The sequence below is a fragment of the Escherichia sp. AM3 genome, assembly GCF_032029835.1.
Lineage (GTDB): Bacteria > Pseudomonadota > Gammaproteobacteria > Enterobacterales > Enterobacteriaceae > Escherichia > Escherichia coli.
Window position 1 is genome coordinate 1 of sequence record NZ_JAVUPQ010000956.1, and the last position, 274, is coordinate 274.

Consider the following 274-nt stretch of genomic DNA (forward strand, 5'->3'; position numbering starts at 1 on the left):
GATCGGGATACTCTTTTTCAGCGTCTGGTCCGGGTTCATGTTCTGTATGGCGTTGACCATGCAAAGCGGTCTGGGGATGGCGCCGTGGCAGTCCGGGAACAGCTTTATCGCGCTCGGCGTCACCTATTTTATTTCTGCCTGGTTCGCCCCACGCCTGATTGCCCGCTACAGCACCAGCGCCATCCTGCTGACCGGGCTTGCGATTCAGCTTGTCGGTCTGGTGGCGCTGATCGCCACGTTCCGTCACTGGGGAATGCAGAATACCGCGCTGACG

1 pseudogene is annotated in these 274 nt (G+C 59.5%); it reads left to right on the top strand.

The annotated features are described in order from the left end of the window. Positions 1 to 274 (top strand): annotated as a pseudogene (locus RTW80_RS29225) (MFS transporter); the annotation flags it as partial.